Annotated in this window: 26 protein-coding genes; 11 read left to right on the forward strand and 15 right to left on the reverse strand. The window is 40.3% G+C overall.

Translation table 11 applies throughout. The features are described from left to right. Window positions 1–71 precede the first annotated feature (71 nt). Together BTR25_RS10010 and BTR25_RS10015 are read left to right on the forward strand one after the other, a co-directional pair. A complete protein-coding gene (locus BTR25_RS10010) occupies window positions 72–1,055 on the forward strand; it encodes an aromatic acid exporter family protein (protein WP_075687936.1) in 984 nt (327 codons plus the stop codon). A 23-nt stretch (window positions 1,056–1,078) separates the two neighbouring features. Then, entirely contained in the window at window positions 1,079–1,585 is a 507-nt protein-coding gene (locus tag BTR25_RS10015; protein WP_075687937.1) for a L,D-transpeptidase, read from the forward strand. A 54-nt stretch (window positions 1,586–1,639) separates the two neighbouring features. Here the strand turns inward: BTR25_RS10015 and prli42 are convergent, their stop codons facing one another. After that, window positions 1,640–1,738: a stressosome-associated protein Prli42 gene (prli42, locus tag BTR25_RS27530; RefSeq protein WP_175596747.1), complete on the reverse strand. Its 99-nt coding sequence runs from the start codon at window positions 1,736–1,738 to the stop codon at window positions 1,640–1,642. A 161-nt stretch (window positions 1,739–1,899) separates the two neighbouring features. Here prli42 and mce point away from each other — a divergent pair, with 161 nt between their 5' ends. The 4 genes from mce (at window position 1,900) to BTR25_RS10035 (ending at window position 6,427) form a co-directional block, all read left to right on the forward strand. Beyond that, the gene (gene mce / locus BTR25_RS10020; protein ID WP_075687938.1) at window positions 1,900–2,316 is read left to right on the forward strand and encodes a methylmalonyl-CoA epimerase; all 417 of its coding nucleotides are present in this window, start codon (window positions 1,900–1,902) and stop codon (window positions 2,314–2,316) included. Continuing rightward, window positions 2,313–3,863, forward strand: a complete 1,551-nt coding sequence (locus BTR25_RS10025; RefSeq protein WP_075687939.1) for an acyl-CoA carboxylase subunit beta — start codon at window positions 2,313–2,315, stop codon at window positions 3,861–3,863. The genes mce and BTR25_RS10025 overlap by 4 nt, the downstream gene beginning before the upstream one ends. Window positions 3,864–3,958: 95 nt before the next feature. After that, on the forward strand, window positions 3,959–5,080 hold the full coding sequence (locus tag BTR25_RS10030) for a tripeptidase T (RefSeq protein WP_075687940.1): 1,122 nt from the start codon (window positions 3,959–3,961) through the stop codon (window positions 5,078–5,080). Between the two features lie 75 nt (window positions 5,081–5,155). Further along, a complete protein-coding gene (locus tag BTR25_RS10035) occupies window positions 5,156–6,427 on the forward strand; it encodes a DNA polymerase IV (RefSeq protein WP_075687941.1) in 1,272 nt (423 codons plus the stop codon). 45 nt (window positions 6,428–6,472) lie between these two features. Here the strand turns inward: BTR25_RS10035 and zwf are convergent, their stop codons facing one another. Continuing rightward, the gene (zwf, locus tag BTR25_RS10040; RefSeq protein ID WP_217696966.1) at window positions 6,473–7,942 is read right to left on the reverse strand and encodes a glucose-6-phosphate dehydrogenase; all 1,470 of its coding nucleotides are present in this window, start codon (window positions 7,940–7,942) and stop codon (window positions 6,473–6,475) included. A gap of 212 nt (window positions 7,943–8,154) precedes the next feature. On the opposite strand from zwf, the gene rnz reads away from it, so the two are divergent. Then, window positions 8,155–9,078, forward strand: a complete 924-nt coding sequence (gene rnz, locus BTR25_RS10045) for a ribonuclease Z (RefSeq protein ID WP_075687942.1) — start codon at window positions 8,155–8,157, stop codon at window positions 9,076–9,078. A gap of 39 nt (window positions 9,079–9,117) precedes the next feature. Here rnz and namA read toward each other — a convergent pair whose 3' ends face one another. The 3 genes from namA to proC (BTR25_RS10060) all read right to left on the reverse strand — a co-directional run bounded on the left by namA (window position 9,118) and on the right by proC (BTR25_RS10060) (window position 12,258). After that, the gene (gene namA / locus BTR25_RS10050) at window positions 9,118–10,137 is read right to left on the reverse strand and encodes an NADPH dehydrogenase NamA (RefSeq protein WP_075687943.1); all 1,020 of its coding nucleotides are present in this window, start codon (window positions 10,135–10,137) and stop codon (window positions 9,118–9,120) included. Window positions 10,138–10,216: 79 nt separating this feature from the next. Next, the gene (locus BTR25_RS10055) at window positions 10,217–11,356 is read right to left on the reverse strand and encodes a glycosyltransferase family 2 protein (RefSeq protein ID WP_075687944.1); all 1,140 of its coding nucleotides are present in this window, start codon (window positions 11,354–11,356) and stop codon (window positions 10,217–10,219) included. A gap of 56 nt (window positions 11,357–11,412) precedes the next feature. Next, window positions 11,413–12,258, reverse strand: coding sequence for a pyrroline-5-carboxylate reductase (proC, locus tag BTR25_RS10060; RefSeq protein ID WP_075687945.1), 846 nt, complete (start codon window positions 12,256–12,258; stop codon window positions 11,413–11,415). 380 nt (window positions 12,259–12,638) lie between these two features. Here proC (BTR25_RS10060) and BTR25_RS10065 point away from each other — a divergent pair, with 380 nt between their 5' ends. After that, the gene (locus BTR25_RS10065) at window positions 12,639–13,436 is read left to right on the forward strand and encodes an SDR family NAD(P)-dependent oxidoreductase (RefSeq protein WP_075687946.1); all 798 of its coding nucleotides are present in this window, start codon (window positions 12,639–12,641) and stop codon (window positions 13,434–13,436) included. A gap of 45 nt (window positions 13,437–13,481) precedes the next feature. Here the strand turns inward: BTR25_RS10065 and putP are convergent, their stop codons facing one another. The 5 genes from putP to BTR25_RS10090 form a co-directional block, all read right to left on the reverse strand. Beyond that, on the reverse strand, window positions 13,482–14,954 hold the full coding sequence (gene putP / locus BTR25_RS10070; RefSeq protein WP_075687947.1) for a sodium/proline symporter PutP: 1,473 nt from the start codon (window positions 14,952–14,954) through the stop codon (window positions 13,482–13,484). Window positions 14,955–15,105: 151 nt separating this feature from the next. Continuing rightward, the gene (locus tag BTR25_RS10075; RefSeq protein ID WP_075687948.1) at window positions 15,106–16,368 is read right to left on the reverse strand and encodes a glutamate-5-semialdehyde dehydrogenase; all 1,263 of its coding nucleotides are present in this window, start codon (window positions 16,366–16,368) and stop codon (window positions 15,106–15,108) included. A 31-nt stretch (window positions 16,369–16,399) separates the two neighbouring features. After that, window positions 16,400–17,524 carry a glutamate 5-kinase gene (proB, locus tag BTR25_RS10080; RefSeq protein WP_083652321.1) on the reverse strand — a complete coding sequence of 375 codons (1,125 nt, stop codon included), beginning with the start codon at window positions 17,522–17,524 and terminating at the stop codon, window positions 16,400–16,402. Window positions 17,525–17,596: 72 nt separating this feature from the next. Beyond that, the gene (gene proC, locus BTR25_RS10085) at window positions 17,597–18,454 is read right to left on the reverse strand and encodes a pyrroline-5-carboxylate reductase (protein WP_075687950.1); all 858 of its coding nucleotides are present in this window, start codon (window positions 18,452–18,454) and stop codon (window positions 17,597–17,599) included. Window positions 18,455–18,689: 235 nt separating this feature from the next. Continuing rightward, a complete protein-coding gene (locus BTR25_RS10090) occupies window positions 18,690–18,884 on the reverse strand; it encodes a YqzH family protein (RefSeq protein WP_075687951.1) in 195 nt (64 codons plus the stop codon). A gap of 129 nt (window positions 18,885–19,013) precedes the next feature. On the opposite strand from BTR25_RS10090, the gene BTR25_RS10095 reads away from it, so the two are divergent. Both BTR25_RS10095 and BTR25_RS10100 read left to right on the forward strand, forming a co-directional pair. Next, complete coding sequence (locus BTR25_RS10095; protein ID WP_075687952.1) at window positions 19,014–20,273, forward strand: Y-family DNA polymerase; 1,260 nt, start codon at window positions 19,014–19,016, stop codon at window positions 20,271–20,273. Between the two features lie 54 nt (window positions 20,274–20,327). Beyond that, window positions 20,328–20,663, forward strand: a complete 336-nt coding sequence (locus BTR25_RS10100; protein ID WP_075687953.1) for a YolD-like family protein — start codon at window positions 20,328–20,330, stop codon at window positions 20,661–20,663. A gap of 42 nt (window positions 20,664–20,705) precedes the next feature. Here BTR25_RS10100 and BTR25_RS10105 read toward each other — a convergent pair whose 3' ends face one another. From BTR25_RS10105 to BTR25_RS10115, 4 genes are all read right to left on the reverse strand, one after another. Then, window positions 20,706–20,909, reverse strand: coding sequence for a CDGSH iron-sulfur domain-containing protein (locus BTR25_RS10105; RefSeq protein ID WP_075687954.1), 204 nt, complete (start codon window positions 20,907–20,909; stop codon window positions 20,706–20,708). A gap of 88 nt (window positions 20,910–20,997) precedes the next feature. After that, complete coding sequence (locus BTR25_RS10110) at window positions 20,998–21,909, reverse strand: alpha/beta hydrolase (protein WP_075687955.1); 912 nt, start codon at window positions 21,907–21,909, stop codon at window positions 20,998–21,000. Between the two features lie 261 nt (window positions 21,910–22,170). Continuing rightward, window positions 22,171–22,311: a hypothetical protein gene (locus BTR25_RS27535; protein ID WP_175596748.1), complete on the reverse strand. Its 141-nt coding sequence runs from the start codon at window positions 22,309–22,311 to the stop codon at window positions 22,171–22,173. A gap of 100 nt (window positions 22,312–22,411) precedes the next feature. After that, window positions 22,412–23,317: a hydroxymethylglutaryl-CoA lyase gene (locus BTR25_RS10115; RefSeq protein ID WP_075687956.1), complete on the reverse strand. Its 906-nt coding sequence runs from the start codon at window positions 23,315–23,317 to the stop codon at window positions 22,412–22,414. Between the two features lie 144 nt (window positions 23,318–23,461). Here BTR25_RS10115 and BTR25_RS10120 point away from each other — a divergent pair, with 144 nt between their 5' ends. Then, window positions 23,462–23,719 carry a YqkE family protein gene (locus BTR25_RS10120; RefSeq protein ID WP_075687957.1) on the forward strand — a complete coding sequence of 86 codons (258 nt, stop codon included), beginning with the start codon at window positions 23,462–23,464 and terminating at the stop codon, window positions 23,717–23,719. Window positions 23,720–23,753: 34 nt separating this feature from the next. Here BTR25_RS10120 and BTR25_RS10125 read toward each other — a convergent pair whose 3' ends face one another. Further along, complete coding sequence (locus BTR25_RS10125; protein ID WP_075687958.1) at window positions 23,754–24,665, reverse strand: aldo/keto reductase; 912 nt, start codon at window positions 24,663–24,665, stop codon at window positions 23,754–23,756. Window positions 24,666–24,695 lie beyond the last annotated feature (30 nt).

A 24,695-nucleotide genomic window follows, 5' to 3' on the forward strand; every position in this document is an offset into this window, starting at 1 on the left:
AATGCTCTAATAAGGATAAGCTAAAGATGGTCATAATGATCATCTTTTTATTTTTTCTAAGGGAGATTACTATGAAATTTCGAATTGGATACCGAACGATAAAAACAGCATTAGGAACAGCGATTTCTATCTTAATTGCGCAAAAGCTTGGATTAGACAACTTTGCATCAGCCGGGATTTTAACGATATTATGCATACAGGTCACAAAGAGACGGTCCTTAAGAACTGCCTGGGATCGTTTTTTAGCTTGTATATTAGTCATGCCTTTTTCCGCTATCTTTTTTGAAGGGATAGCTTATCATCCTCTTGTAATTGGGCTGATGCTCCTTGTCTTTATCCCTACTGTCGTTATGCTACAAGCAAAGGATGGGGTGGTAACAAGTAGTGTAATTATTTTACATATTTATATGGCGAAGGAAATCTCAAGAGGGCTCTTCATGAATGAAGTTGGTGTTATTACAATTGGGATCGGTGTCGCTTTGTTAATCAATTTATATATGCCTAGTGTCGATAAAAAGTTAATAGATTATCAAAGGAGAATCGAAGGTAATTTTAAAATTATCTTTTCCGAGATGATCTATTATTTAAGGAATGGAGAAAGTGACTGGTCTGGTAATGAGATTACTGATACGGCAAGGCTGCTGGATGAGGCAAAATCACTCGCATTTCAAGATATAGAGAATCACTTTTTAAGAGAGGAAAATGTCTACTTCCGTTATTTTAAAATGAGGGAAAACCAGTTTGAAATTATTGAACGGGTGTTGCCGATTGTAACTTCTATAACAAAAACTGTGGACCAGGGTAAAATGATTGCAGATTTTCTAGAAGAACTATCAAGGAATATTCATTTTGGAAATACTGCCACGGTTTATCTTGAAAAATTGAATGCGATGAACAAACAATTTGAGGAAATGGAGCTCCCAAAAACAAGAGAAGAATTTGAAGTGCGTGCCGCACTGCTTCAATTAGTGAATGAAATGAATCTTTACCTTACCATTAAAAGTTCCTTTAAAGCGAATAAGGGGAATGAACAGAAAAGAACGGCAGCAAACTAAGAGAAAAAGGGAGGTGGCTTTGTATGATTAAACTGCTAACTATGTTTGTAATATTCCTTTCTCCTTTATGGCCATTAGGACCGAATCCGCTTCCTGGCGACCCCTTTGTGATTGTTAATAAAACAACCAATGAACTAGCATTCGTTGATAATAACAAGCTTCAAACGGTTGTTAGCATTGGTACTGGCAAAACTCAAGAGTTAACTCCAGAAGGGCTGTTTACTATTACAGTTAAGGCAGAAGACCCGTATTATCGTCGTAAAGATATACCTGGTGGAGACCCAAATAACCCCCTTGGTGCGAGATGGATTGGTTTTGATGCAAAAGGAACGGATGGGAGAATATACGGGATCCACGGAACAAACCAACCTTCCACCGTTGGTCAATATGTTTCACAGGGATGTATACGTACTCAAAATGAGGTAATTACCTCCCTTTATCCTTTCATCCCATTGGGAACGAAGATTTTAATTACCTCTTCCAAAAAGTCATTTGAGGTATTAGCAAAAGAATATGGAGCTATAAGGTAAAAACGAATAAAAGGGACTGTTCATCATAGAACAGTCCCTTTTTTGTATATTATACTATGATACAAATTGAGCAATTCCAATTAGCAGTGTTGAGGCCAGCATCGCGAAAAGCATTAAATAGACAATGATCTTTCTTGTTCTTTTCTTAGACAAGGTGGGTTCCCCCTTTAAATTAAATACTTTAATACTATTTTACAGGGAAAAGCCCAGTGGAACAATGGTACAACCTCTCAATTTGGGAAGGAATTATGAATTTTTTAGCGAATAAGGTAATTGTCGAACTAATTAAAAACTTTTGAAATTGAGGGGGCATTATGATCAAAAAGGTAGATCATATCGGAATTGCTGTGCGCTCACTTGAGGATGCGCTTCCTTTTTACACAGAGGTACTGAAATTGCCTTTGCTAGGAATTGAGCTAGTAGATAGCCAAAAGGTGAGAGTTGCCTTTCTTAAAGCAGGTGAAACAAAACTAGAACTTTTAGAGCCTATTTCAGAGGAAAGTACGATTGCAGGATTTATTGAAAAACGTGGTGAGGGGATACACCATGTTGCTCTAGGGGTTGAGTCAATTGAAGAGCGAATAATGGATATGACATTAAATGGAATTAAAATGATTGACGAACAACCAAGGCTTGGAGCTGGGGGAGCACATATCGCTTTTATGCATCCTAAATCAACTAAGGGTGTTTTATATGAATTATGTGAAAAGAAGGAGATGGAAACAGAATGATCGATATCTATGAAAAAATTAATGAGTTATACGATAAGCGCCGTGAGGTAGAACTTGGCGGCGGTGATAAGAGAATCGAAAAACAGCACGAGAAAGGAAAGCTGACAGCCCGTGAAAGAATTGAAATATTAGTAGATAAGGGGTCATTTGTTGAGCTAAGTCCTTTCATTGAGCATAGAACAAATGATTTTGGTCTTGATGAGCAGAAAGGACCTGGTGACGGTGTTGTTACTGGCTACGGAAAAGTAAATGGCCGTCCTATTTACCTTTTCTCACAGGACTTTACAGTTTTTGGCGGTGCATTAGGAGAAATGCATGCAAAGAAAATAGCTAATGTAATGGATCTGGCAGCAAAAAATGGTACCCCGTTTGTTGGTTTAAATGATTCAGGCGGTGCCCGGATTCAAGAGGGCGTTGTTTCGCTTGATGGTTATGGGCATATCTTTTATCGAAATGCTATTTATTCTGGAGTGATACCACAAATTTCCGTTATTATGGGCCCGTGTGCAGGGGGAGCGGTGTATTCTCCAGCGATTACAGATTTTGTATTTATGGTAGAAAAAACAAGTCAGATGTTTATTACTGGTCCTAAAGTAATTGAAACTGTAACAGGTGAGAAAATTTCTGCCGAGGATCTTGGTGGAGCACATGTTCATAATAGCATTAGTGGTAACGCACATTTTCATGCTAAAACGGAAGAAGAAGTATTAGAAGATGTCCGTTGTCTTCTTAGCTACCTGCCGCAAAACAATGAAGAAAAGCCGCCAAGACTTGAATTTGAAAATGAAAACGATTACCGACCGGATTTAACGGATGTGATTCCTTTTGATGCGCTAAGGCCTTATGATGTGCGCAGAGTCATTGAACAGGTAGCAGATGCCGACTCGTTCATGGAAATTCAAAAGAACTTTGCAAAGAATATTGTTGTGGGTTTTGCAAGGATTAAGGGAGAAACCGTTGGCCTTGTTTGCAATCAGCCAAAGGTAATGGCTGGAGGACTTGATATCAACTCCTCGGATAAGGCGGCTAGATTCATTCGTACTTGTGATTCTTTCAACATCCCCATTATTACATTTGAAGATGTAACGGGCTTCTTCCCTGGAGTTAAGCAGGAGCATGGTGGAATTATCCGACATGGTGCTAAGATTCTGTATGCTTATTCAGAGGCCACAGTTCCTAAACTGACCGTTATTCTTAGAAAGGCTTATGGGGGGGCATATGTTGCATTAAATAGTAAATCGATTGGAGCGGATTTAGTCTTTGCATGGCCTAATGCTGAAATTGCGGTGATGGGGCCACAAGGGGCTGCCAATATTATTTTTGCAAAAGAAATTCAAAATAGCGAAAATCCAGAGCTGGTAAGACAGCAAAAAATTGAGGAATATCGTGAGAAATTCGCTAACCCATATGTAGCAGCAAGCAGGGGTATGGTTGATGATGTGATTGACCCGCGTGAAACTAGAATAAAGATTATTCAGGCTCTCGAGATGCTTCGCAATAAAAAAGAATCAAGACCCTATAAAAAACATGGAAATATTCCGCTTTAAAAGAAGTTAAGTCTTTCATTTGATGACAGGTTTATGAAGGGGTATACTGAAACTGATACGGAACAGTGAGTATACATAAATGGAGGTTTCACAGAATGGTGAATCATGAGCGTCTTTTAAATGAATTTTTAGAGTTAGTTCAAATAGACTCAGAAACAAGGTATGAAGCAGAAATAGCGAAGGTTCTAAAGCAAAAGTTTACTGATTTAGGTGTAGACGTTTTTGAAGACGATACTACTGCGGTAACAGGGCATGGTGCTGGAAACTTAATCTGTACACTCACCGCTACTAAAGAGGGAGTGGACCCAATCTATTTCACTTCGCATATGGATACTGTTGTACCGGCAAAGGGTGTTAAGCCTTCTATTCAAGATGGGTATGTCGTGACTGATGGTACTACGATTTTAGGAGCAGATGATAAAGCAGGTTTAGCCGTTATGTTAGAAACCATTCGTGTGTTAAAGGAACAAAATATTGCCCACGGCATGATTCAATTTATCATTACGGTTGGAGAAGAATCTGGCCTAGTTGGTGCTAAAGCACTTGATTCTTCTCTATTGAAAGCGAAATATGGTTACGCATTAGACAGCGATGGGTTAGTTGGAAATGTAGTGGTTGCTGCACCTACTCAAGCAAAAGTAAAAGCGACCATTTACGGAAAAACAGCACATGCTGGTGTCGCTCCAGAAAAAGGAGTTTCTGCAATTACGATTGCTGCAAAATCAATTGCCAAAATGCCGTTAGGCCGGATTGATTTTGAAACAACGGCGAATATCGGCCGCTTCGAGGGCGGAACACAAACAAACATTGTTTGCGACCGTGTCGATATCTTAGCAGAAGCACGTTCACTGATCCCTGAGAAAATGCAAACCCAGGTGGCAAAAATGAAAGCTGCTTTTGAAACCGTTGCTGCGGAAATGGGCGGAAGAGCAGAAGTAGAGATTGAAGTTATGTACCCAGGCTTTAAATTTGGCGAAGATGACCAAGTGGTTGAAATTGCACGGAAAGCGGCCTCTGCTATTGGCCGAAGCTGTGAATTACAGCATAGCGGAGGGGGTAGTGATGCGAATGTTATTGCTGGCTTTAACATTCCAACCGTAAACCTTGCAGTTGGCTATGAGGAAATCCATACAACAAATGAGCGCATGCCAATTGAAGAGTTAAATAAGCTAGCAGAAATGACCTTAGCCATTATTGATGTAGTTACAAATCAATAGCCATTTTTCACGGGGAGCCATGAGGCTCTCCTTTTGTTATACTATAGATATATTCACCCAAGGAGTGACCTCCTCATGAAGGAAATGTACCCAAAAAAGGGCAGAGTCATTTTACATGTTGATATGAACAGCTTTTACGCCTCAGTAGAGATGGCTTATGACCCATCACTTAAGGGAAAGCCTCTTGCCATCGCTGGTAATGTGGAGGAAAGACGGGGAATCATTATTACCTGCAGCTATGAGGCGAGGAGATTTGGTGTTAAAACAACCATGCCATTATGGGAGGCAAAAAAGCTATGCCCACAGTTAATTGTTAAAAAGCCTACTTTCGATCGATACCGAGCGGCATCGATTGGAATGTTTGAAATCCTTAGAAACTATACTGAATTAGTGGAGCCTGTTTCGATTGACGAGGGCTATATGGATATTACAGAATCTTATCAGCTAGGCAGTCCAATCGAGATTGCCCAAAGTATTCAAAAAAGAATTCTTGAACAATTGGATTTACCGTGCAGTATCGGAATTGCACCTAATAAATTCTTAGCTAAAACCGCATCAGATATGAAAAAGCCAATGGGTATTACTATTCTTCGAAAACGTGATATTGCAGCGGTATTGTGGCCGTTAAATACAAATGAAATGCATGGGGTTGGAAAAAAGACAGCTGAAAAGCTGACAACAATCGGCATTCACACCATTGGCGAACTAGCTAAAGGTAACGAGATTCAACTTAAATCATTGCTAGGTATTAATGGTATCAGGATAAAGGAAAGGGCTAATGGGATCGACACCCGCCCCGTAGACCCTGAGTCTGTTTTAGAATTTAAGAGTATTGGTAACTCAACTACCTTGCCCAAAGATACGGGTAATCAACAAGAACTTTTTCGTGTTCTAGATTCGTTAGCAGAGACAGTTTCTGTAAGGCTGAAACGAAAAAATGTACTTGCATCAACGATAGGTATTACCGTTCGCTTTAAAGATAGAAAAACCATTACCCGCAGTAAAAAACTAGCTAATCCCATTAACCATCAAGAAGATGTAGCGACACAGGCAAAACAGCTGTTTTTAAAGCATTGGAATGGCGATGCCGTTCGTTTGTTAGGAATAACGGGCTACGACCTTGTCGAAGAGGAATTAGCCTTTAAACAGCTTGACTTATTTTCGTTTGAAAAAGATGCAAAAAAAGAACCGCTTCTTAACACCCTATCCGCATTACGTGAAAAGTATGGAAAGAGTATTATTGAAAATGCTGGTTCGCATAAATTGGGTGCTGCTGACAATGTTGGGACAGGAACAAGCTTTAATAAAGACTTTTTACGCTCCTTTCCACAGAAAAATGAAGAGTAAAAAGCTCCGCTTCTATTAAAGAAATGCGGAGCTTTTATATTTTATTTACTTACAAATATCTACAGCTAAATCGGTCACTGGCCACCAGAAGAAACCATCCTTCTCGAGTAATTCTTCAGCAGCTCTTGGACCCATTGAGCCTGATGGGTAATTTGGAAAGTTCTCAGACTTTGTTTTCTCCCAAACTTCCGAAATCTTATCAACGAATGCCCAGGAATAGGCTACCTCGTCCCAATGAGTAAAGTTGGTCGCATCACCTCGCATGCAATCGTAAAGCAGCTTTTCATATCCCTCAGGAGTGTTCATTGCATGAATTCCTGTATTAGCAAAGCTAAGCTTGACCTCTTGCGCATCGAGGTGACCGCCAGCCTTCTTCGCGTTTAGATGAAGGGTTATCCCTTCTTCTGGCTGGATATGAATAACCAGTAGGTTCGGATTTAACATTTTCTCTGGCTGATAGTATAGATTCATTGGAATATCCTTAAATTGTACAACAATCTTTGTGGATTTCGTTGTCATTCTTTTTCCAGTTCGAATATAAAATGGAACACCTGCCCAGCGGAAATTATCAATCATTAACTTTCCAGCTACAAAGGTTTCCGTATTGGACTCCTTGTTTACCATTGTTTCTGCACGGTATTCAGGCACCTCTAGATCTTCAACCAAACCGGCCCCATATTGGCCCCGAATGAAATAATCATTCACTTCATCATGAGAAATGTTTCTTAATGAACGAAATACCCGGACCTTTTCTGAACGAACTTCATCAGTTGTTAAACTAATAGGCGGTTCCATTGCCAATAATGCAACCATTTGCATCATATGGTTCTGTACCATATCTCTTAAAGCCCCACTTGTTTCGTAATATCGTCCTCGTTCTTCAACACCAAGAACTTCACTGGAAGTAATCTGGATATTGGAGATATAACGATTATTCCACAGCGGTTCAAAAATGGCATTAGCAAAACGAATCACTTCAATATTTCGTACCATTTCTTTTCCTAAATAATGATCAATTCGATAAACTTCTTCCTCAGTAAAAGCGGTTCGAATTTGTTGATTTAACTCTTCTGCCGATGGAAGGTTATGACCGAATGGCTTTTCGATTACAAGGCGTTTATAGCCTGTTACATCTGTGAGCCCGTCTGATTTTAGATGCAAGGCAATTGGACCGAAGAATTCAGGTGCCATTGCTAGATAAAAGATTCGGTTCCCTTCAAGTCCATATTTCTCATCAATCTGATTTGCCATGTTCTTTAATGAAACATATGAGCTTGAATCTGCTACATCATGTGACTGATAATAGAAATGAGAAATAAACTCATCGATATTTTCCTTATCCCCCAAAGCAGTCATAACAGAGTCTTTGACGGAATTTTGAAATTCAGCTTCTGTTAGTGACCTGCGGGCAACTCCGATTACGGCAAATTTGTCTAGCTTACCTCGTGCAAATAAACGGTATAAGGAGGGGAAGAGTTTTCTTATTGCCAAATCTCCTGTTGCACCAAATATCATAATCAATGAAGTCATATTCTCAGAGTGTTTCACGTTCCATACCTCTCTTTTTATGTATTCAATTTAGATTTAGCAAATTGTTGCCTAAGCATGTATGAAAATATCATATCACACTTTACTTTATTAAAGGATATTGGACAGGGAGCATTTATGCAAGTGATATGCTATATTATTTATAATATCATTTCAATTTTAGTGAAAGGGGGCATCATATGGATCTGTTTTTCCTGGGAACGGGTGCAGGCATTCCAGCTAAACTCCGAAATGTGACCTCAATTGCCTTAAAATTATTAGAAGAGCGGGGATCAATTTGGTTATTTGATGCAGGCGAGGCAACACAGCATCAAATTTTACATACCTCGATAAAACCACGAAGAATCGAGAAAATATTTATCACCCATCTGCATGGTGATCATATTTATGGTTTACCTGGTCTGTTATCAAGCCGTTCGTTTCAAGGGGGGGAGTCAGAGGTAACTGTATTCGGCCCGGCGGGGATTAAGCAATATATTGAGGGCAGTCTTGCTGTTAGTAAGACTTATTTAAAGTATCCATTAAATATTATTGAAATTGATGAAGGAAATATTTATGAAGACAATCAATTTTTAGTGGAGGCAAAATTACTAGACCATGGTATTGCTTCCTATGGCTATCGTATTGTTGAGAAAGATAGACCGGGAACCTTATTGGCGGACAAGCTTGTTGAATCGGGTGTCCAGCCAGGGCCTATTTTTAGGAAACTAAAGAGCGGAGAAGAAGTCACGCTAGAGGACGGTAGAGTACTCATTCCTGCAGATTTTCTTGGTCCGGAACAGAAGGGAAGAATTGTAACCATTCTAGGAGATACTAGATACTGCGAAAATGCAATTGCACTAGCAATGGGAGCAGATGTATTGGTTCACGAAGCAACCTTCTCAAAAGGTGAAGAAAGGCTTGCTTATGATTATTTTCATTCGACCACTTGTCAGGCTGCAGATGTGGCTAAGCAAGCAGATTGTAAAAAGCTTATCCTGACGCATATAAGTTCTCGGTATGATCGAGCTGCTTGGCGAGAACTGATGACAGAAGCTCAGGAGATTTTTCCGAATACGGATATTGCGGAGGACTATAAAGAGATTAACATCCCACTTTTATGAAAAGAAGCACTACCATTACGGTAAGTGCTTCTTTATGTTTTAAATCCAACCGCGTTCGTACTGTTTTGGACCTTCGATTTTAACGTTTAAATCTTTAGCAGCTGTTCGTGGCCAGTATGGATCTCTAAGTAATTCACGAGCTAGAAACACCAAATCGGCACGGTCATTTTGTAAAATTTCCTCTGCCTGGACACCCGTTGTAATTAAACCTACTGCACCAGTTGGAATCTCTGCTCCGTGTTTAATGGTTTCTGAGAATGGTACTTGATAACCAGGATAGGCGTGGATAGCGGCAGGAACCACTGCTCCAGAACTAACATCAATCAAGTCTACTCCTTGCTCCTTCATCCATTGACAGAATACCACATAATCCTTAGGTGTTAATCCATTTTGATGATAATCATGAGCGGACACTCTTACAAACAATGGACCTTCCCAAACCGTTTTTACTCCATCAATTACTTCACGCAGGAAGCGATAGCGATTCTCAGGCGAACCTCCATACTCATCGGTTCTTTCATTTGAGAGAGGTGAAAGGAATTCATTAATTAAATATCCATGCGCACCATGAATTTCGATGATATCGAAACCAGCCAATGCAGCGCGTTCTGCACCTTGTTTAAATTTCCCAACTGTTTCGGCAATTTCTGCTTTTGTCATTTCTTTTGGGGTCTTCATATTCTCATTAAAAGCGATGGAGGAAGGTGCAAGGATTTCTCCCTCTAATACGGCCTTTCTGCCAGCGTGGGCAAGCTGAATTCCTGTCTTAGCTCCATGCTCTTTCATTAGCCCAACAAGTTCTTTGAACCCTTCGATATGGTCGTCATGCCAGATTCCAACGTCTTTAGATGAAATTCTTCCCTCAGGGGAGACAGCCGTTGCTTCAACAATTATAAGACCAACCTGGCCAACTGCCCTGCTTGTATAGTGGGTGCGGTGCCAATTCTGGATATGGCCATCCTCAGTATGACTGGAATACATGCACATTGGAGCCATGACAATTCGATTCTTTAACGTTATACCCTTAATCGTATAGGGAGAAAATAATTTTGCAGGCATAAGAAAAGCCCTCCTTTTTACTATACTAACCACACTTTAGTATAGCAAAAAGGTGAGAGCTTATGAAAAAATCTGATTTCTAATCTCTTTCCCGCAGGTCCCTCAACCGGTAGGTCGTGCCTCTCCAAACAATCCCGCCTCTTTTAAAGGTTAAGATACTCGCACGCAGGATACTGTATATAAACAGTAGTGCAGTAAAAGGAAAAACCAAAAATAAAGCAGGGGAGAACAGAGTTAATTTTCTTATCACAATTACATATAGAATTCCACAAAGGATAATATTAGCAATACTCAAGACAGCAACAGTTTTATTTGCAGAAAACATGGTAATGAAAGGTAGGACATTTGTGGTGAAAATGCCAAAGATCGCCAGAAATACCATGCTGACTCGATAATATAATCCAGCGAAGGTATTCTTTTCGAGGCCAATAAGGGCTTCCTTTAAGCTTCCGTACCACTCAACTTCAATAAGGGTAAGGGCTGTGACGATCTTTTGTCGAAAACCAGCTCTTTTTAATTTTATTCCAAGCTGTAAGTCATCATCTGGTCTCATTTTTATTTCTTCGTGTGTACCAAACGTAGTATACGCCTCTTTTGAAACAAGCATAAAAGCACCGATACCAGTACCTGCCTTAGACTTTGGATTATTGGCTGACCAAGGGCGCTTAAAATAGGAGAATCCGAACAGAAAGAAGGCAACGAATGACTTTAGCCAAAATGCATGAGCGTTCAAGTTTGGGGCTGCTGTTAGATGGTCAAGCTGGTGCCGTTCGAAATAATGGATTGCTTTTGCAAATGCCTGTTTTTTAAATTGTACATCTGCATCTGTGAATAATAGCCATTTTCCAGCTGCTTGATGAGCTCCTATATATAGGGCATGATTTTTTCCCAGCCAGCCCTCTGGAAGGTCATCTATATGGACTACAGATATCCGTGAATCTTGTTCTTTTGAATCATCCATTATTTTCCCCGTTGCATCGGTGGAACGGTCATTCACGAGAATCCACTCAACATTTTTGTATGATTGGTTTATCTGACTTTGAATACTTGATTTAATATGCTGTTCTTCATTGCGTGCTGCAACAATTACCGACAATAATGGTCCAGTTTCCGTACTTGTTTCATTTTCAAGAGAATCTATTTTTCGTAAACCGATTACACCATCTAGAAGAAATACGATCCATACAAGAATTCCAACTGAAAATAGAATAGTAAGCATTTAGACACTTCCCTGACTTTTTGTTACTGGTTTAACGGTAGGAACATCGTGCCATTTTAGGATGACTGGTCTACCGTTTCAAGCATAGCACTTAACGCTGCTCCCATTTTCTTCGACTGGTCAGTGGCTGCTCTAATACACGAAATAATTGCTTCCTGTACTCCATGTTCCTCTAAAATTCGGATACCAGCTTCAGTTGTTCCGCCTGGGCTTGTTACTTCCCTGCGCAATTGGCTTGATGTTTTACTAGAGTTTTTCACCATTTCTGCTGCTCCTAGGAGTGTTTGGACAATTAACTCGCTAGCCATTTCTTTTTCAAGACCTACCTCGACAGCACTTTTTTCCATCGCTTCGATTAGATAGTAAATGTATGCTGGACCGCTCCCAGACAGGCCTGTTACAGCATCCAGCTGTTCTTCCTCGACAATGGCGGCTAAACCTACTGAATCAAAGAGTTTTTGGGTTGTTTCCATTTGTTGTGGAGAGACGCGTCCATTTATTGCAACCGCAGTTGCTGACTTTCCAACGGCAGCTGAAGTGTTTGGCATTGCCCTGACAATTGGAAGTGGAAGTCCAGCTATGGTTTCAATCGTATTCATGGAAACACCGGCTAAGACAGAGACAATTAACATTTGCTCTGTTAGATGACCTTGAATGTACTGAATAGCAGTAGCCGCATCTTTAGGCTTCATAGCTAAAATAACGACGTCTGTTCCCTCAAAAAGCTCGTTTAAATGATAGGTACTATTGATGCCATAGCGGTTTCTTAAGTTCTCTAGCCTCTTTTCATTGGCATTATTCGTTACCCAAATGTTTTTTTGATCAATTAATTTATTTTCTAGTATGCCTGATATTAGTGCCTCAGCCATTGATCCTGCACCGATGATTGCTAGCTTTTTCATACTATTTCCTCCCGAATTTAGAATAAACAAAAAGACCTTTCATCCATAAAGGACGAAAGGTCTGTCTTCCGCGGTACCATGGATTTTACTCACTTTTGCCATTTCTCATTTACTGGTCTTATTCATCGCGTACTTTAATGTGAATTTTATTAGTGATTATGCAAGATAAACTGCCTGTCTGTCAAGAAATTAGTTTTTTAAATTTTTCGTCTCTTTCAAAATTTGTTCCTTCCGTTTAGAAGTAAACTTATCTTAAAATGCTGCTTAGCTTGACTATTTAACCTCAATCAGCGAGATTATTACTAAGGACCACAAGTCCGTTCTCTCTTTCATGAAAGGTGGGAGGGGAGAGAGGGAAACAAGCTGGATGAGGTGTTAACATGGTAAGGGAACAACTAAAGGAAAAAAATATCATCATTACAGGTGCTTCAGGTGGAATTGGTGCAGAAATCGCAAAGCTTTGTGCGGCGAGCGGTGCCAATTTGGCTTTACTTGCTCGAAGTGAGGATAAGCTTGTACGTTTACAAACAGAATTGCAGGAAAGCTACCAGGTAAGGGTGGAGGTTTTTCAGCTTGATGTTGCTGATTCGGAAAAAATAAAGGAAGTCTTTACGACTATTAACTCAAGATTTGACCATATTGATATACTCGTTAATAATGCTGGTTATGGTGTTTTTCGAGAAGCGCATTTAGCGACAATCGAGGAAATCAAAGGGATGTTTGATGTCAATGTAGTCGGGTTAATGGCCTGTACGAGTATGGTGCTGCCGAAAATGCGCGAACGCCGCTATGGTCATATTATCAATATTGCCTCTCAAGCAGGTAAAATTGCCACTCCAAAATCAAGCGTCTATTCTGCCTCCAAGCATGCCGTTCTCGGGTTTACCAATGCCTTACGAATGGAACTTAGTGATTTAAATGTAAAGGTGACAGCTGTTAATCCTGGGCCAATTGCGACCAATTTTTTTAACATCGCCGATGAAAAGGGCACTTACGTGAAAAATGTCCAAAGGTTTATGCTCAAACCTGAATTTGTAGCGAAAAAAGTAGTCGATTGTATGCTCACGAATACAAGGGAAATTAATTTGCCGCGATGGATGAACATGGGAAGCATTGTATATGTGCTGTTTCCACGGTTGTTCGAGCGTATTGGTAAGAAAGCCTTTAATCAAAAGTAACAGTAAAAAGCATCCCTTTTCAATTTTGAAAAGGGATGTCTCGTTTTAGGCTTCTTTTAGCTTTGCTTTATAGGTGCTGAATTGTTCCTCAATTTCTTTAGACGGGGCTCTGTCTATAAGGCTGACGATTACGATGGAAAGAGCTCCTAATAAGAATCCAGGTGCTAGTTCATATAAATCGAATAGGCCGCCACTAATCTGTGACCAAATAATAACGGTCAGGGCCCCGACGATGATACCAGCAAGTGCACCATTCCTAGTCATTCGTTTCCAGAACAGACTCAGGATGATAACAGGTCCAAAGGCAGCACCAAAACCTGCCCATGCATAGCCTACAAGCTCGAGAACCTTGCTCTCAGGATTGTAGCCTAATAGGATTGCAACAACGGCAATGCCTAGAACAGCAATTCTGCCAACAATCATTTCTTCCTTTTGGGAAGCATTTCTTCTGAATATGGACTTATAGAAGTCTTGTGCGAGTGCACTTGAAGAAACGAGTAATTGTGAGTCAACTGTACTCATGATTGCTGAGAGAATGGCTGCAAGTAAAAATCCAGCTACCCATGGATTAAAGAGAACTTGTGAAAACATAATGAAAACAGTCTCAGAGTTTGCTAGTGGTGCATCCGCGAAATAAGCAATACCTGCAAAACCAACAAAGATTGCACCGAATAAGGAAAGAATCATCCAGCCCATTCCGATAAATCGTGCTTTTGCAATTTTCCCTGTTGATTTAATTCCCATAAAGCGGACGACTATATGTGGCTGCCCAAAATAACCAAGACCCCATGCTAATAGCGAGATAACACCTATTGCAGTCGCACCTGAGTAAACATTTAGGTAGGACGTATCAATATTTCCTATTCTTTGAATGGTTTCGCTCCAACCACCAAGCTCACCGATTGCTACAATTGGAATAATAATTAAAGTTAAGAACATCAAAATTCCCTGAACAAAATCTGTCCAGCTGGCTGCTAAGAAGCCGCCAAAAAAGGTATAGGACACAATAACGGCTGCTCCGATCCATAATGCGAGTATATAATCCATTCCAAATGAATTTTCTAATAGGATGGCACCGCCAACAAGACTTGCAGATGTATAGAATGTAAAGAATACTAGAATGACGATTGCAGAGATTACCCTTAGTGATTTTGACGTATCACGGAAGCGGTTTTCAAAGTACCCTGGTACCGTAATTGAATCATTTGCTACTTCAGTATATACACGCAATGGTTTAGCAATAAACTGCCAGTTTATATACGCACCGATGGCCAAGCCGATTGGCAGCCAGATGGAACCCATACCGCTTACGTAGATAGCTCCTGGCAATCCTAGCATTAGCCAGCCACTCATATCAGAGGCTCCTGCACTTAACGCGGTTACACCTGCACTGAGGCGCCTTCCGCCCAGAACGTAATCAGATAGATTCTTTGTCAGCCTTGCTGCCATCCAGCCGATGATTACCATTCCGATTAAATAAATGATGATTGAGATCAAAGTTGGTAAATTAATACTCATGTTTGGTCACACTCTCCTTTTTGGTAGAATAATAACTAATAAATGATAATACTAATAGAAGCGGCATGGGGATCATAAGCCAAGCCCAAGTTGCTGATGTTAAGTCCATCTTTCTCACCTCCTTTCAAGTCCATTTCACAAGGGACAACTGCTAGCGTATTTGGCCGTTTCCTTTTATTAAGAATTTAACGGTGGTTAGTGCGGGTAATCCCATTGGACCTCTGGCATGGAGCTTTTGGGTAGAAATGCCAATTTCTGCTCCAAATCCTAATGCACTGCCGTCTGTAAAACGAGTCGAAGCGTTGTGGTATAGTGCAGCGGCATCGACTATTTTCATAAATCTCTCCGCTGCTTGTTCATTTTCAGTAATAATGGCCTCAGAATGCTTTGTGCCATACTTCTCAATATGACTGATGGCTTCATCTAGATGGTCGACAACTTTCATGGCGATGGCCAAGCTTAAATATTCATTTGCCCAATCATTTTCTCCGGCTAAAACTGCATTTGGAATAGTAGCAATTGCTCGCTCATCAGCATGAATAGTGACTGAATGTTCATTCAATGTTTTTACGAGAGCATCTTTATGTTTGGTAAGCCAATCCTTATGAATAATGACTGTTTCTACTGCATTGCAGACAGCGGGGCGATCTGTTTTAGCATTTACGAGTATTGGCAATGCTTTTTTTACATCGGCATCGGAATCAATGTAAATGTGACAATTTCCAACTCCAGTTTCGAGCACAGGAACGGTTGCATTCTTGACAACAGACTGAATTAATGAGGCACCGCCACGGGGAATTAATACATCAATATAATCATTCATGGTAAATAATTGTTGTGTTGCTTCACGATCTGTCCGATCGATAAATTGAATGGCTTCTTTTGGAATCTTTGTTTTGTCTAGGGCTGTATGCATTGTTTTCACAAGTGCTTTATTAGAGTGAATGGCTGATGACCCACCTTTAAGGATAATGGCATTTCCTGACTTTAAGGCTAATCCTGCAGCATCTACTGTGACATTTGGGCGGGCTTCATAAATCATTCCGATAACACCCAACGGGACTGTAATCTTGGATACAGCCAGCCCATTATCCAGCGTCCAGCTGGACTCGGTTATGCCTGTTGGATCTTCTAATTTTGCAACTTGGCGTAGACCCTCAGCGAAATCGAAGATACGCTCTTTTGAAAGTGCTAATCGATCCATGAGAGAATCGGAAAACCCTTTTGCCCGGCCTTCTTTTAAATCCTTTTTGTTTGCTTGTAAAATTTCTTGATGCTGTAATTCCAACGTATCTGCCAATAGGTTTAATGCTTTGTTTTTCTCTTCAGTTGAGGCAAGGCTCAACTGTTTTGCAGCTTTTTTCGCTTCTATTGCCTGTAGTTCAACAGATGTTCGTTCTTTTAACTTTGACATATAATCCCTCCCAATTTCTCACCTTACTCTTTTATACTGTTATTTGTGCTTCTGAATGGCAGACAAAATCTTCCTTTTTTATTGCGAATTCCGGTGTTATAGCTGAGATTACCTTCTGCTCTAGTAATTTCTTTAATTCTGCAGATGAATAATTGACAATACCAAGACCTATTTCAGTACCCTGACAATCATTTACGCGAATAACCGATCCTTTTTCAAACTTCCCCATTACTTGGTGGATGCCGGAAACGGTTAAGCTTTGACGATTTTTTATCATTATTTCCTTTGCGGGTTGATTAATGACGATGTCGCCCTCGGGGCCTGAATGGAAGGCAATCCACTTTTTCTTTTGATTTAACTTATTTGAAGTTGATTTTCTTTTAAAGTAAGTACCTTTAGCCATACCTGAAACAGCATCGATGACAATATTCTTCCTGCTTGCTTTCCCTATAAATGTTGGAATCCCTGAGGCCATGGCAATTTTAACCGCTTCAATCTTTGACTTCATTCCACCTGTACCCACATAGCTTCCAGAGCCGCCAGCTGCGGCCTCTAATTCAGGGGTAATTTCTTCCACAAGCTCTAATAGAGTAGCGTTAGCGTTCGAAGTGGGATTTGCGTTATACATCCCGTCGATATCAGATAAGATAACTAAATGATTGGCATCAACTAAGCCAGCTACTTTTGCGGAAAGGGTATCATTGTCTCCGAATTTTAAACGATCAATTGTAACGGTGTCGTTTTCATTGACGATGGGGATCATTCCTCTTTCAAGTAAAACATTTAGGGTGTTTCGAACATTTGTATAGCGAACTTCGTCTGAAAAATCACTTCGAGTGATTAATATTTGTGCTGCAATATAGCCATGGGATAAAAATAACTCTGAATAAGATTCCATTAATAATCCCTGACCAATTGACGCGGCCGCTTGTTTTTCCGGTAATGTATGCGGTCGCTCTAGGCAGCCAAGTTTGCGGTATCCTGCAGCGACAGCTCCTGAGGAAACTAGCACCACTTCATGGCCTATGTCTTTTAAATAGACAACTTCATCTGCCAGCTTCTCAAGTTTTTTTCTGCTGATTTCTCCATGTCGACTTGTAAGGGAACTGCTGCCGATCTTAATTACGATCCGTTGTTTCTTTGTGTTTCGGATCATCAAATCACTCCAGTATCAATTTTTATTTATTTCTCTTTTTGGAAAATTCGGATATTTGTTTTTGCACCAATGCTATATGGCTGTTCTACTATCTTTCTCAACTTGAACAATTAGGTTTGAGCTGATTTCTTTAGAGCGTTTAGCGGCCTCCTTAATTGCTTGAGCAATTGCCGTGCCACCGCCGTGCTTTGCCAATGCATCTAAACCTGCAGCTGTTGTCCCGTTTGGTGATGTAACATTTTCTCTAAGAACCTTAGGTGTTTGATCTTTTTCCTGAATCATTCTTGCCGCACCAACCATTGTTTGTGCAATAATCTCACGAGTGATCTCTTTATTTAATCCGGCTTTTACACCTTCTTTTTCCATATGCTCCATTAAATAATAAAAGTAAGCAGGGCCGCTTCCAGCTATTCCTGTGAAAACATCCATTTTTTCCTCAGGGATCACGTACACTTCTCCAATACTTTGAAGTAACTTTGCTGCAATATTCATGTTTTGTTTTGACGTGTTTGCTCCTGAAGATATGGCGGTAGCAGATTCACCAATCATACTAGATGTATTCGGCATCACCCGAATGACTTGTTGTCCTGGTGGTAAATGTTGTTCTAGAAATGATGTTGTAACTCCAGCTAATACTGATAAAATCAGTTGATGTGGCTTAATGGAATGGTTGATGGATTGTAAAGAGGCTGCTGCATCTTTTGGTTTCATTGCGAGGACGATTATATCCATTTTACCTAAAGGTAAGTCTTCTTTCGTTAGCCCGTTAATCCCATACACTTCTTCAAGGTGTTGTAATCGCTCCAGGTTACTTCGATTGGATACGTAAATTTGATTTTGCGGGATCTGTCCAGCTTCCACAATTCCTGAAATCATAGCTTCCGCCATAGAACCCGCTCCTAGAAAGGCAATCTTTTTTTTATTTATCATCCAATCTCTCCCAACTCGTTCGTGTTTTTGTTCTTGTTTTTTCCAATGCCCTTATACTAACATGATGAAATTCTATATCAAGGGTTTTGAGGGAATTTATGTGTATTTGATCCAATTAGTGAGGATTAGCGCTCATATTGCTCCTATTTTGGTCTAATGCGCTCTCAAGCCAAAATATCCCCGCTTAGGAGGAAATTTGAAGATTTTTTAGCTTCAGCCGCAGCTCTAATATCACTTATCCAGTCAAAAATTCATAAACGATATCGTTTACAACCTCGTACAGATCGGACTTAGGCTGCTCATTTTTTATTAGAATGATTTGTTCCGCAAGGCTCTCTAGGTCTTCATTACTCAATGGCAGTGAATCAGACTCGGTATAATACTGTTTAAAGCAATTTTTGATCATTTTGATAATTAGCAGTTTCTCCATTCACTTCACCTCTAGAATATTATAGCGCTTTCTCAAAAATTTTCCATTGAATACGAACGCATATTCGCTTAAGATATGAATATAATATTCTAGAACGGGTGTTCTTATTTTAGTGTGGAGGAAATAGTCATGGTTGATTACAGTGCGCTACCGAAAAATAAAATTTTATGTATAGATATGAAGAGCTTCTATGCAAGTTGTTCGGCTGTGATACTTGGCCTGGATCCTCTGAACTGCTACCTGGCTGTTGCCGGCAACAAAGAGCGGAATGGGAGTGTTGTGCTTGCAGCTTCACCACGTTTGAAAAAAGAGTTCGGAATCAAAACGGGTTCGAGGCTTTTTGAGATTCCTGATGACCCCCGTATTCAAGTTGTCGAGCCTAAAATGTCGACCTATTTACGTATTTCGACAGAAATCACCCGTGTGTTTAATCGCTATGTGCCAAAGGAAGCGATTCATATGTATAGTGTTGACGAAAGTTTTATTCAAGTCGATGGAGCTATTCATTTGTGGGGGGATGCAAAAACGATTGCCGAGAAAATGAAGGCTGATATCGAGCGTGAATTCCAACTGCCGTGTGCTGTTGGAATTGGTCCAAATATGCTGATGGCAAAGCTATGTCTTGATCTAGAAGCAAAAAAACAGGGGATTGCTGAATGGACATACGAAGATGTTCAGCAAAAGCTCTGGAATGTATCACCGCTTAAGGAAATGTGGGGAATTGGCAGACGGGTTGAAAAGACATTAAATGGAATGGGTATTTTTACTGTTGGCCAGCTCGCTCGCTATGATTTAGGAAAGCTTGAGAAGAAATTTGGAATCATGGGCAATCAGCTGTACTATCATGCCTGGGGTGTCGACCTTTCAGAATTAGGAGCACCAATTGTCGCAGGGCAAATAAGTTTCGGGAAAAGTCAAATCTTATTAAGAGATTATAAGGAGGAAGAGGAAATCAAGCATGTGATTTTAGAAATATGTGAGGAGGTCGCACGAAGAGCGAGATCTCATCGGAAAGCAGGGAGGACCATCAGTCTTGGGATTGGCTATAGTCAAGATGAATTAGGAGGTGGCTTTCACCGCTCTAGAACAATCAAGCAGCCGACGAATGTGACAATGGACTTATATCGCGTTTGTCTAGAATTATTTCATGAGCATTACACCGGAAAGACCGTGAGACAAATTTCGATTACGATTGGAAATATGGTAGATGACCATCAACTGCAGCTTGACCTCTTTGACATGGGGGCTTATAAACGAAGAAAACTGGGATATGTAGTCGATTCAGTCCGCAGGCGATTTGGTTCCGGTTCGCTGCTGCGTGCTGTTTCTTATACGGCTGCAGGAACTGCTAAGCACCGAGCCACGCTCGTTGGCGGACATAAGCGATAGCAGAAAGGTAAATGTCTAAAGCTAGTAGATAAGACAAGAAGGAGAGTAGAATTTATGATTCGTGATCGCGGGAGAATCAAATGGACTTCGATGATGCTTCCTGAGCATGTTAAAATGCTTAGGGATTGGGTAAAAGAAGATCAGGACGAAGAGAAAAGAGAAATGGATGAACAGCAGCTGGAGCTTATGAATGTGATTTTAGCGGAGGCAATTGAATTTAATCAGCTTGTTGCGATTACCCATTACCGGAATCGAAATTATGAAATTGTCATTGGGAAAATTCATTACTGGGATGAAGTAGGGCAAAAGCTCCATATTGTCGACCATTTCAAAGAAGGTCACCGGATTCCACTTTCAAATATCGCCGACATCCGCCTAACAAATGGATAACAAAAGAAAAAGCGACTTTAAGCAAAAGCCGCTTTTTTTAGATTAATCTTGCGAAACTCGAACTTGTGAGTCGAATTTTCCTTTATGCGATCCATCACAAAATGGTTTGTTATTTGACAATCCGCACCTGCATAGCGAAAAGGCAGGCTTTGTTTCATAGACCTTACCTTCTCCATCTACTAATTCGACATCACCAGAAATTCGCAATGACCCATTGTCATTTACTTTGATTTGAACCTTTGTCATCCTCTAGCACCCCTTATACAAAAATCATATTCTCTTTGAGATTATATGGAAGGGGAGGAAATTGCAAGCAATGTGCCAAGTGTGAGGGCTAAGATTGTTCGACGTATTTTAACAAAAATTCGTCAATGACCCGCTCGTAATCTTTAGGATTTTCATTATAGGATTGAGCGTGCTTACCGTTAGCAGCTAGATATAGCATCTTTGGTCCTTGTTTTTGTTCATACAATTCCTTTGTCATTGTCGGAAGGATGAAATCATCATGCTCACTATGAATAAACAGAATGGGATGTTTGATATTTTGTATAACCGATATCGGAGAAACATTTCTAATGGAGTATTTGTCACGTACGCGCAGAATAATGTCTGCAATCGGAATTAATAGCTTAGGAACCATCTTAAAATCTTTTTCCAACTGGTAGGAAACTTGTTCCTTTAGGTCGGAAAATGGGCAGTCAGCAATATAAAAATCCGCACCATCTTCAAGCATACCTGCATACAAAAGCATTGTCGCTGCTCCCATCGACTCGCCGTGAATTCCAAGCAGGAGATCAGGGCCTTTCGCTCTTCTAAGCCAATCAGTAACTGCCTTTAAATCAAACTTCTCATAATGTCCAAAGCTGGTTGTTTTGCCGCCAGATTCCCCGTGGCGCCGGTGATCGTAAATAATTGCATTAAACCCGCGCTCTAAGAAAAGATTCATATACTTTATTGAATTGATTTTTGTTTCTGTTACTCCGTGAGAAATAATGACATAACGGTTGGACTCGTGCGGCTCGACAAGCAGAGCTTTAATTGGATATCCGAAGGCGGAAGCGATGGTTACTTCACGCTTTGAAAGAGAGTCAAATCGATCCGGATCAAATCTGCCTGCCTCTTTTTCCCGCATGACAATAAAATGCTCATCCTTCTTTTTCATATACATAAGTCTATTTGTGAAATAGATTCCTAAAGAAAAAGTGAATAAGAATGAGATAAGAAGAGCCCGCAGCAGCTTACGCACAAGAACACCTCCTAATATAGAGTATCACCAGCATTTGGTAAATTCGGATGATTTTTATTTTACCATAGGAAAAGCCGCTAACTCCATTTAGCGGCTTAAAGTTGCAAATCTTATCCCTCATTAACGGGCAGTAAGCCCCCACCTCAAGGTTATGAGTGAAAACGAGAAATCTAGGTGGGGGATAACTGCCCGTAAATGCCCGATAAGTTCAACTAACCATCAGTGGAGGAGGAAAAAACCCGCACTGATGGAAGTTTCACTTTATTGCTCTGAATTTTGGCGTTTGGTAGGGTGAATGGCTTTTTCGATTTCTTCAGCAGAAATCATCCGCTTTCCGGTACCAGCAGATTCTGAATAGTCTTTACCTTTTTGGCTGTATCCTTTATCCCGTTTTTGGCTCATAATTGTTAAGACTCCCTCCTGAGATGGTTTCACTTATAACATGCTTATCAAGAAGGACGATTATGCATAGGCGCAAAGCTTAATACTGAATATCCAAAAATTAAATGGTGTTAGCATGAAGCTTGAAGTATCCGGTTTCAATTTTTCTTGAAAGATGAGGAAGGATGATTTCAAGTGCCTGAACGAGCTTGTTAAGGTCGACGCCGGTCTGTATTCCCATTCGCTCAAGCATGTATACAACATCCTCTGTTGCTGCATTCCCAGCAGCACCTGGAGCAAACGGACAGCCGCCAAGTCCGCCAGCGGAGGTGTCGAACCGATCAATACCTGCTTGTAGAGAGGCCAATATATTAGCTAGTGCAAGCTTGCGTGTATCATGGAAGTGAGCGGTTATTAAGGTTTCGCTAAATTCTATTTTTAATTTTGAGAACAGGGAATACGCCTCATTTGGTGAGGCCATGCCAATGGTATCGGCGACACTTAACTCATCCACACCAGCACCGACAAATTCACGGCAAAGCTCTAAGGCAGCAGACTCTGAAATTCTTCCTTCATATGGACAATAGAAAGCGGTAGAAATACAAGCACGGACATAGTAGTTTTTATCTTTTAATTCTTTAATGATCGGTTTAAGCTCTAAAAGACTGTCAGCAGTAGTTTTATTAATATTTTTTTGATTAAATGTATTGCTGACACCTACAAAAACGGCAACAGCCCTGCAATCTGTTGAATAAACACGATCAATACCTCTTCTGTTTGGTGCTAAGACAATATCTAGCGCATCAGGCTTAAGGCAGTCTCTAACAATTTCAGCCGCATCTGCCATTTGCGATACCCATTTAGGAGAAACAAACGAGGTAAGTTCCATTTCCTTAAGACCAGCATGTCTCAACCCCGCAATAAACTCCCCTTTAATAGCTGTAGGAACAAATAACTTTTCATTTTGCAGTCCATCTCGCGGGCCAACCTCAATAATCGTTACTTTCTCAGGTAAATTCAGCATCATTTTCCCCCTTGAACCTTCATAACTTTATTGTAGTGGAAATAATTTCCGAATAGCAAGAATAGAATAAACTTTGACAAATTAAAGTCTGTTCTTTTTCTAAAATGGTATAATACTACCGGAGACTTTTTTATGGAGGAGTTTAGTATGAAAAAGAGACAAAAACAAAAAACTCAATCAAAACCGAAGAAAGACGAAGCAGCGGTTACGCTTAAAGATATGATTAATCCAGCTTTAATTAAACAGTTAAAGGAACAGCAGGATGAATTGAAAGCTGCTGAGGAAAGAAGGAAGGAAGAGGAACAGCAAAGAAAGCGTGAGGAACAACGCTTGAAGGAGAAAAACAAATCATTTGAAGAGCTTCTAAATGAAAGTGGAATGAACTGGAAGGAATTTAAAAATTAGACGAGAAAGAAGAAGAGCTTAGCAGCTCTCCTTCTTAACGATGGTCCTGATAATAGGTTTCTTTCGCAATAGCTTTAATAACAGCAAGTTCATCATTTGTCAGAGGATTTCCTCTGACAGCTTTAGCGTTATTCTTCACCTGTTCAACACTGCTTGCTCCAGCAATGACGGAGGCAACGGCTGGATTTGCTAAATTATATTGGAAGGCAACCTCTGTAAGGGTACGAGGAAATGCCAAGCTTTCCTTTAATGCTGGTAGCACCTCTGCTAATTCTTCATAACTATAATCCTGGTAGCCCTTCTGTGATGCTTTTTCCAGCATTCTCTCACTAAGTAATCCCTTTGCCAATGGTCCTCGTGCAACAACACTGATGTCATTTGCTTGAAGGTGCGGAAGTACTTCTTCCTCCGGCCGGCGGTCTAGAAGACTATATTGCATCATGACAGACACAATATTAGATTTCTCTACATATTCACGAATGACATTTGGGCGAATCGAAGAGATGCCATAATAACGAATAAAACCCTCGTCCTTTAATTCTTCAAACGCTTCAATCGTTTCTTCAATCGAATCCTCCATCGTACCGCCATGCAACTGATAAAGGTCAATATAATCAGTGCCTATTCTATTTAGACTTTGTTTTACAGCTTCTTTAATGTAGGCTTTGGACGGATCCCAAGACCAGCCGGTTTGTTCTTGATTCCAGCGGTTTCCTGCTTTTGTTGCGATAATGACCTGTTCGCGTACATCTTTTAGGGCTTGGCCAACCATTTTTTCATTTTGCCCAAAATCATATAAATCGGCAGTATCAAAGTAATTGATCCCCTCAGCTAACGCAGTATGAATTATTTTCTCTGCTGTTTTCTCCTCAATGCCAATGGACATGCATCCAAGGCCTAGTTCTGTTACATATAGTTCTGATTTGCCTAACCTTCTTTTCTTCATTAAAATCACCCCATTCTTTATTTACAATTT

The organism is Bacillus sp. MRMR6, from assembly GCF_001940785.1.
Taxonomy (GTDB): Bacteria; Bacillota; Bacilli; order Bacillales; family Cytobacillaceae; genus Neobacillus.

Coding starts and splice junctions, on each gene's coding strand:
- BTR25_RS10010 (WP_075687936.1), top strand. CDS start 72: ATGAAATTTCGAATTGGATACCGAACGATAAAAACAGCATTAGGAACA.
- BTR25_RS10015 (WP_075687937.1), top strand. CDS start 1,079: ATGATTAAACTGCTAACTATGTTTGTAATATTCCTTTCTCCTTTATGG.
- mce (WP_075687938.1), top strand. CDS start 1,900: ATGATCAAAAAGGTAGATCATATCGGAATTGCTGTGCGCTCACTTGAG.
- BTR25_RS10025 (WP_075687939.1), top strand. CDS start 2,313: ATGATCGATATCTATGAAAAAATTAATGAGTTATACGATAAGCGCCGT.
- BTR25_RS10030 (WP_075687940.1), top strand. CDS start 3,959: ATGGTGAATCATGAGCGTCTTTTAAATGAATTTTTAGAGTTAGTTCAA.
- BTR25_RS10035 (WP_075687941.1), top strand. CDS start 5,156: ATGAAGGAAATGTACCCAAAAAAGGGCAGAGTCATTTTACATGTTGAT.
- zwf (WP_217696966.1), bottom strand. CDS start 7,942: ATGATATTTGGTGCAACAGGAGATTTGGCAATAAGAAAACTCTTCCCC.
- rnz (WP_075687942.1), top strand. CDS start 8,155: ATGGATCTGTTTTTCCTGGGAACGGGTGCAGGCATTCCAGCTAAACTC.
- namA (WP_075687943.1), bottom strand. CDS start 10,137: ATGCCTGCAAAATTATTTTCTCCCTATACGATTAAGGGTATAACGTTA.
- BTR25_RS10055 (WP_075687944.1), bottom strand. CDS start 11,356: ATGCTTACTATTCTATTTTCAGTTGGAATTCTTGTATGGATCGTATTT.
- proC (WP_075687945.1), bottom strand. CDS start 12,258: ATGAAAAAGCTAGCAATCATCGGTGCAGGATCAATGGCTGAGGCACTA.
- BTR25_RS10065 (WP_075687946.1), top strand. CDS start 12,639: ATGGTAAGGGAACAACTAAAGGAAAAAAATATCATCATTACAGGTGCT.
- putP (WP_075687947.1), bottom strand. CDS start 14,954: ATGAGTATTAATTTACCAACTTTGATCTCAATCATCATTTATTTAATC.
- BTR25_RS10075 (WP_075687948.1), bottom strand. CDS start 16,368: ATGTCAAAGTTAAAAGAACGAACATCTGTTGAACTACAGGCAATAGAA.
- proB (WP_083652321.1), bottom strand. CDS start 17,524: ATGATCCGAAACACAAAGAAACAACGGATCGTAATTAAGATCGGCAGC.
- proC (WP_075687950.1), bottom strand. CDS start 18,454: ATGATAAATAAAAAAAAGATTGCCTTTCTAGGAGCGGGTTCTATGGCG.
- BTR25_RS10090 (WP_075687951.1), bottom strand. CDS start 18,884: ATGGAGAAACTGCTAATTATCAAAATGATCAAAAATTGCTTTAAACAG.
- BTR25_RS10095 (WP_075687952.1), top strand. CDS start 19,014: ATGGTTGATTACAGTGCGCTACCGAAAAATAAAATTTTATGTATAGAT.
- BTR25_RS10100 (WP_075687953.1), top strand. CDS start 20,328: ATGATTCGTGATCGCGGGAGAATCAAATGGACTTCGATGATGCTTCCT.
- BTR25_RS10105 (WP_075687954.1), bottom strand. CDS start 20,909: ATGACAAAGGTTCAAATCAAAGTAAATGACAATGGGTCATTGCGAATT.
- BTR25_RS27535 (WP_175596748.1), bottom strand. CDS start 22,311: ATGAGCCAAAAACGGGATAAAGGATACAGCCAAAAAGGTAAAGACTAT.
- BTR25_RS10115 (WP_075687956.1), bottom strand. CDS start 23,317: ATGATGCTGAATTTACCTGAGAAAGTAACGATTATTGAGGTTGGCCCG.
- BTR25_RS10120 (WP_075687957.1), top strand. CDS start 23,462: ATGAAAAAGAGACAAAAACAAAAAACTCAATCAAAACCGAAGAAAGAC.
- BTR25_RS10125 (WP_075687958.1), bottom strand. CDS start 24,665: ATGAAGAAAAGAAGGTTAGGCAAATCAGAACTATATGTAACAGAACTA.